Source organism: Acinetobacter minutum, assembly GCF_035916735.1.
Taxonomy (GTDB): domain Bacteria; phylum Pseudomonadota; class Gammaproteobacteria; order Pseudomonadales; family Moraxellaceae; genus Acinetobacter.
This window is the reverse complement of the sequence record NZ_JAQIHG010000020.1, coordinates 40,050-46,139: the sequence shown is the minus strand read 5'-3', so window position 1 is coordinate 46,139 and position 6,090 is coordinate 40,050. Positions and strand designations below refer to the sequence as shown.

Annotated in this window: 4 protein-coding genes, 1 tRNA gene and 1 pseudogene; 2 read left to right on the top strand and 4 right to left on the bottom strand. The window is 46.7% G+C overall.

Features of this window, described 5'->3' with window-relative positions:
- Positions 1-170: 170 nt before the first annotated feature.
- Together glyS and glyQ are read right to left on the bottom strand one after the other, a co-directional pair.
- Positions 171-2,240, bottom strand: coding sequence for a glycine--tRNA ligase subunit beta (gene glyS / locus PAE54_RS09105; protein ID WP_326519196.1), 2,070 nt, complete (start codon positions 2,238-2,240; stop codon positions 171-173).
- Positions 2,240-3,229: a glycine--tRNA ligase subunit alpha gene (gene glyQ / locus PAE54_RS09100; protein WP_326519195.1), complete on the bottom strand. Its 990-nt coding sequence runs from the start codon at positions 3,227-3,229 to the stop codon at positions 2,240-2,242. Before glyQ ends, glyS begins: the two co-directional genes overlap by 1 nt.
- Before the next feature lie 247 nt (positions 3,230-3,476).
- On the opposite strand from glyQ, the gene PAE54_RS09095 reads away from it, so the two are divergent.
- Positions 3,477-4,583 (top strand): HPP family protein, encoded by a 1,107-nt coding sequence (locus tag PAE54_RS09095; protein ID WP_326519194.1) that lies wholly within the window; start codon positions 3,477-3,479, stop codon positions 4,581-4,583.
- 137 nt (positions 4,584-4,720) lie between these two features.
- Here PAE54_RS09095 and PAE54_RS09090 read toward each other — a convergent pair.
- Positions 4,721-4,913: pseudogene (locus PAE54_RS09090) on the bottom strand (PspC domain-containing protein); the annotation flags it as partial.
- A 299-nt stretch (positions 4,914-5,212) separates the two neighbouring features.
- Here PAE54_RS09090 and PAE54_RS09085 point away from each other — a divergent pair.
- Entirely contained in the window at positions 5,213-5,878 is a 666-nt protein-coding gene (locus PAE54_RS09085; protein ID WP_326519192.1) for a hypothetical protein, read from the top strand.
- Positions 5,879-6,011: 133 nt separating this feature from the next.
- Here PAE54_RS09085 and PAE54_RS09080 read toward each other — a convergent pair.
- A tRNA-Lys gene (locus PAE54_RS09080) sits at positions 6,012-6,087 on the bottom strand.
- Positions 6,088-6,090 lie beyond the last annotated feature (3 nt).

Genomic DNA, 6,090 nt, shown 5'->3' with positions numbered 1-6,090 from the left:
CCCCACTTGTTTTTAAGTGGGGACTAAATTAAGGCTTATAGGATGAATTCATAAGGTGTGTTCAGCGGACGCTTACATTTATACTATAAATATAATTTTTAATAAACGTATTTGTTTGTTTTTAAATAAAAAACCCGCGCTAAAGCGGGTTTGTATTTCAATTATTCGTCTTAGTGCTGCAACACTGAAATATCCGCAACGCTAGTAAACAAGCCACGGAGCTGTGCCAATAAACGCAGACGGTTGGCTTTCAGTTCAGCATCCTCTGCCATCACCATCACGCCATCAAAGAAAGCATCAATTGGTGCACGCAGGGCAGCCAATTTAGAAAGTGCTTCGGTATAGTCTTTGGCTGCCAATAATGGCTCAACCACAGGTGTGATTTTCGCAAGTTCAGCAAATAATGCTTTTTCAGCCTCTTCCACCAGATTGGCTTCAACCACCGCACCTTCAGGTGTGGCTTCTTTCGCTAGAATATTCGCTACACGTTTGTTGGCAGCAGCCAATGCAGCCGCTTCTGGCAAGTTGCGGAAGTGATTCACCGCATTCACACGTTTGTCAAAATCCAGTGGCGATTTTGGTGACAAGGCTTGAACGGCCTGAATCACATCTACTGCAACGCCCTGGTCTTCATACTTGGCACGGTAACGACCTTCAAGGAATGCCACTGCATCCGCTAAAGTCTTGTCGTGATCTTTCAGTACATCGCCATACGCCGCAAGCGCCAGTTTGATGAGTGCTTCAATCGAGACATCCAGATTGTTTTCAGTGACCAAACGCAAAATACCAATTGCAGAACGACGTAACGCAAACGGGTCTTTCGAACCGGTTGGTGCCTGACCAATACCGAAAATACCGGTTAAGGTATCGAGACGGTCGGCAAGCGCAATCGTTGTACCAGTTTTGGTCTTTGGTAAGACATCACCGGCGAATTTTGGCAAGTACTGTTCGCCCAAGGCTTCAGCCACTTCATCATTTTCGCCTTCAAGACGTGCGTAATAGGTGCCCGCGATGCCTTGCAATTCAGGGAATTCACCCACCAGTTCAGAGGTCAAGTCACACTTGGCCAACAGCGCAGCTTTTTCAGCATCTTCAACTTTTGCACCCGTAATTGGTGCTAAAGCCACAGCTAGTTTGGCAATACGTTCAGACTTGTTCCAAAGCGTACCTAGCTCTGCCTGGAAGACCATGTTGGCCAATTTTTCTGAACGCGAAGCCAATGGTTTTTTCTGGTCTTGCAGGAAGAAGAACTCGGCATCCGATAGACGTGGACGAACCACTTTCTCGTTACCTTCGATGATCTGCTGCGGATCTTTCGATTCGATATTGGATACGGTAATGAAGTAAGGCTGTAATTTGCCTTCTGCATTCACCAGACAGAAATACTTCTGGTTGTCCTGCATGCTGGTAATCAGTGCTTCTTGTGGCACAGCCAGGAATCGTTCCTCAAAGCTTGCGCGTAATGCGACAGGCCATTCAACCAGGCTGGTCACTTCATCACGCAGGTCATTTGGCACAATCGCCGTGGCATTTACTTCATCTGCAAGTGCTTTGACTTGACCATCAATGATCGCCTGACGTTCTTCAAAATTGGCAATCACATAGGCTTTGCGCAGGGCATCCAGATAAGCATCGGCATTAGCCAAAGTAATGGCTTCTGGCGCATGGAAACGGTGACCATAAGTCACATTTCCGGCTTTGTGGTCCTGAATCGTTGCATCAACGACTTGGTCATCTTTGAGCAACACGACCCATTTCACCGGACGTACAAACTCTGTACGGCTGGCGGCTGAACGCATGCGTTTGGCGATCGGCAGGTTATCCAATGCGTTTTGCAAGATTTGCGGTAGCAATTGATCGAGGCTTTGGCCTTTCACATCTTTCAGATAGCAGACTTTCTCGACTTTACCTGCCTGGAAAGTAGACACCTGATCGACTGTAATGCCTTGACCACGCATAAAGCCTTCAAGTGCTTTGGTCGGTTTGCCTTCGGCATCATAAGCGGCTTGTACGGCAGGGCCGTCGAAGCGTTTTTGCGTGTCAGCTTGTGCAGCATCGACATCGACAATTTTCAGGGCCAAGCGGCGGGGTGCTGCATAGGCTTCAATTGTCGCGAAGTTTAAGCCAGCATCTTTTAAGCCTTTTTCTGTTTCCGCTTTTAACGCATCACGTAAGGTTTTCAGGCTTTTTGGAGGCAGTTCTTCACAGCCAAGTTCGAATAAAACAGTATGTTTCGACATTATTTGCTCTCCACTGCTTTTTCTGCTTGGGCTGCTTCGCTTTCGGCTTGTGCTTTGAGTTGAGCCAGGACTTCATTACGCAAATGGGGTTCTGCCATTGGGAAACCGAGCTCAGCACGCGCTTGTACATAGCTTTGTGCAATGGCACGCGCCAGAGTACGTACACGCAAGATATAGCGCTGACGTTCAGTCACAGAAATCGCACCACGTGCATCGAGCAGGTTAAAGCTGTGCGAGGCTTTGATCACTTGCTCATAAGCCGGTAGTGGAAGTTTCGCTTCCATCAAACGGTTGGCTTCAGTTTCGTAGAAATCGAACAGTTCAAACAGCTTATCGACTGGTGCATATTCGAAGTTATAGGTCGATTGTTCCACTTCATTTTGATGGAACACATCGCCATAGGTCACGGTACCAAACTGGCCTTTAGTCCATACTAAGTCATATACGGAATCAACGCCTTGCAGGTACATGGCCAGACGTTCCAAACCGTAAGTGATCTCGCCGGTGACTGGATAACATTCCACACCACCGACTTGCTGGAAGTAGGTGAACTGAGTTACTTCCATACCATTGAGCCAGACTTCCCAGCCAAGACCCCATGCACCTAGCGTTGGGGATTCCCAGTTGTCTTCCACGAAACGGATGTCATGGGTGAGGGTATCAATGCCGATGGCTTTTAATGAATCTAGATAAAGCTGCTGGATATTGTCCGGGTTTGGCTTGAGCACGACCTGGAACTGGTAATAATGTTGTAGACGGTTTGGGTTCTCGCCATAACGGCCATCTTTTGGACGGCGTGAAGGCTGAACATAAGCGGCATTCCAGGTTTCAGGTCCCAATGCGCGCAAGAAAGTTGCTGTGTGGAACGTCCCTGCGCCCATTTCCATGTCGTAAGGTTGTAAAACGACGCAGCCTTGTTCGGCCCAGTAATTTTGTAAGGCAAGAATTAAGCCTTGAAATGTATCAATATGAGATATGGCGCGACTCATGGTGCATCCATTAAAAATGAGAAAAAATTGCTGCTAAGTATAGGGAATTTGCCGGGCAATGACAAAGTTTTCCTGCATGGATAGGAGCATTTACGAGGGTATTTTCTTCTCATCTGGACAGCTCTTTTTTATTGCCAGCTATAACAGCAAAGCTAATATTTTAAAGATGTAAAATAAATACACCTTATAAAGCCATCGCTTTATACTGAACCATAAATTGAGGTCAGCATAACGGGACAACATCAGCATGCGTACAGCAGACTGGGAGTGGTTACATCGGCTTAAGCCGGATTTTAAAATCTTGCCGCTTCGGGAGCGGTTGCTCTGTGCGCTGGGTGCTTTACTGGGATTGGCGATTTCGTCCCTGATCAGCTGGTATGCACTGGATGGTCTGAATGTCTGGTATATCGCCCCGATGGGTGCCTCTTCGGTTCTACTGTTTGCTGTACCGAGCAGTCCACTGGCACAGCCTTGGAATGTGCTGGTCGGCAATACCTTGGCGGGAATCCTCGGTGTCAGCTGTGCCTTATGGTTGCCGGATCTGACCGCTGCATTTAGTGTGGCAGTTGGCGTTGCGATTTTTTTAATGCTCAGTACGGATTCTTTGCATCCACCGAGTGGTGCTGTCGCAATTACCGCCGTTTTAGGTGGCGATGCGGTACATGCCTTGGGATATCACTTTGTTTTTTATCCCGTATTGCTCAATTCCGTATTGTTATTATTATTTGCTATCGGTTTTAACCGTTTACGTGGCAAACATTATCCGCATCCCGGGCAACTCAATCCGCGTTCTGCCGATCCTACACCGACCCAGAAAGTTACCATCCAGCCACAAGACATCCAGAATGTATTGGAACATCAAACCCAACTGCTCGACATTAGCGAATACGATTTACAAAACATCATCTTGCAGGCTCAGGAACAGGCCAATGCTCGTGCTGTGAGTGAATTTACCTGTCAGGACATTATGAGTAAAGACGTGATCCGGCTACATGCACAGGATGATATCCATCTGGCACTGGATAAATTTAAACAGGTTAATCTGATGAGTTTGCCGGTGGTGAATACAGAGAATCAGCTGGTCGGTACGTTGGCATTGTACGAAATCGTCGAGTGGTTCAAGCGGGCAGCAGATCCGCGGGCATCGTGGGAACATGAAGTGCAACAAATTATGAACCGGCAAGTCGTAACTGTTCAGCCTCAACAGTCGATTGATGATCTGGTGCCTTATTTTGTCGAAAGATCATTTAATTATATTGCCGTGGTGGAACAGCAGCATTTGGTGGGTATTGTGAGCCGTGCCGATATGATCGCAGCATTACAACAAGCGCTTCATCAGCAGCGCAATATGTAAAAAAAAAGCTACGGCTGCATTAGGGAAACAGCCGTAGCGACCAAAAAGTATATTGTGTTAGCGACGTTGGATTTCGCGGTCATCCTTGATGGTACGGATCACCGGCGGTTCTGCTTGCTCAGAAAAACTAAACGTATTTGCTTGTTTAGGGATTAATAGCCATAACACCAAATACACCAAAATGCCCGGAAACGCCGCACTCATAACAGAAACCAACACGAAGATCATCCGCAGTAAATTGGCATTCCAACCAAAGCGTTCCGCAATGCCTCCCATCACTCCGGCAATCATGGATTGACGATTTGAGCGATACAAACCGGAAGTAGCCATTGCGTTCTCCTAAAGAAAAAAATCCACTGTCTTAATCTTTTATTGGGCGCTGCAGCTATTTTTTAAAGGGGAGTCGGGGCAAGGAACCGTTAATTTATGTAATCCAATCATTGCTTAAAATAAGCGGGTGGTTGAATACACACTTTGTAGGCGATTTATTTCATATCTCTGAGCAATGAATACAAAAGCAAACGGAAGCAAAGCTTATAAAAAACTAGAATAGCAACAAGAGTTGACCTGAAGTCGAATAGCGGTTCAGGTGTGGTACGGGTAGCGTCCGGCGTGATAAGGATGGTGGTATGATGCGTATAAAGCGAAGTGTATTGACGCTAGGCTGTAGTCTTGGGTTGAGCCTGGCGCTGATCGCCTGTGATACCGGGCAACCACCCCATGAACAGTTGATGTCTAGTGAAGCTATTCATTCTGATGAAGAGAAAACCCCGCAAGCCACTCCTTCATCTGAAGGGCGCAAACTGTCAGATGTTGCCGGTCAGGCCAATTTGCCACGACAACGGATCTCAAATGATAGCGGTGCCATACGGCTCAGCGAATATGAACAGCAGTTTATTGGACGTTATCATACTAAAATGTCTTGTGAAGACAGTCTGACTGACTGTGAGCACGGGAATTCAGAATACATTCTTAATTTACTCCCGGATGGTACGGCACATCGCATGATTGTGCATTACGGCAAGGTGTATGCGGAAAATACCTCACAGCAGAGTAGCCGCTATAATCGTGCAGCCACTTGGACCGTCAACCGTGAACTGAATGAAGTGGTGGTTTATCCGAAAGATAGTTATCCGATTTTTTATCGGATTGAGAGTAACCAGCGGTTGGTAATGAATGTGGAAAAGATTCTGTCTGTCGCTGAAAATTCACCTGCTGTGCTTAATCCTCCACTTTTTGTGCCTTCACAAGATTATGTGTTACTGAAAGATCCGGTTGAGGCTGAGCACAAATAATTTCATGGCATTTGGAGCTGTAGTGTTGTTTTCTGCTTAAGCTAAGCCATTCGAAAGAATCAAGCTGGATTGAAAAAGGTACTGAATAATAGGCATAAAAAAACCTCTCAAATTGAGAGGTTTTTCTAGAATTTGGTGGGTCGTCCGCGACTCGAACGCGGGACCAACGGATTAAAAGTCCGCTGCTCTACCAACTGAGCTAACGACCCATC

What these genes read in the sequence shown, in the direction of transcription:
- glyS (WP_326519196.1), bottom strand. Translation starts at nt 2,240, where the DNA reads ATGTCGAAACATACTGTTTTATTCGAACTTGGCTGTGAAGAACTGCCT.
- glyQ (WP_326519195.1), bottom strand. Translation starts at nt 3,229, where the DNA reads ATGAGTCGCGCCATATCTCATATTGATACATTTCAAGGCTTAATTCTT.
- PAE54_RS09095 (WP_326519194.1), top strand. Translation starts at nt 3,477, where the DNA reads ATGCGTACAGCAGACTGGGAGTGGTTACATCGGCTTAAGCCGGATTTT.
- PAE54_RS09085 (WP_326519192.1), top strand. Translation starts at nt 5,213, where the DNA reads ATGATGCGTATAAAGCGAAGTGTATTGACGCTAGGCTGTAGTCTTGGG.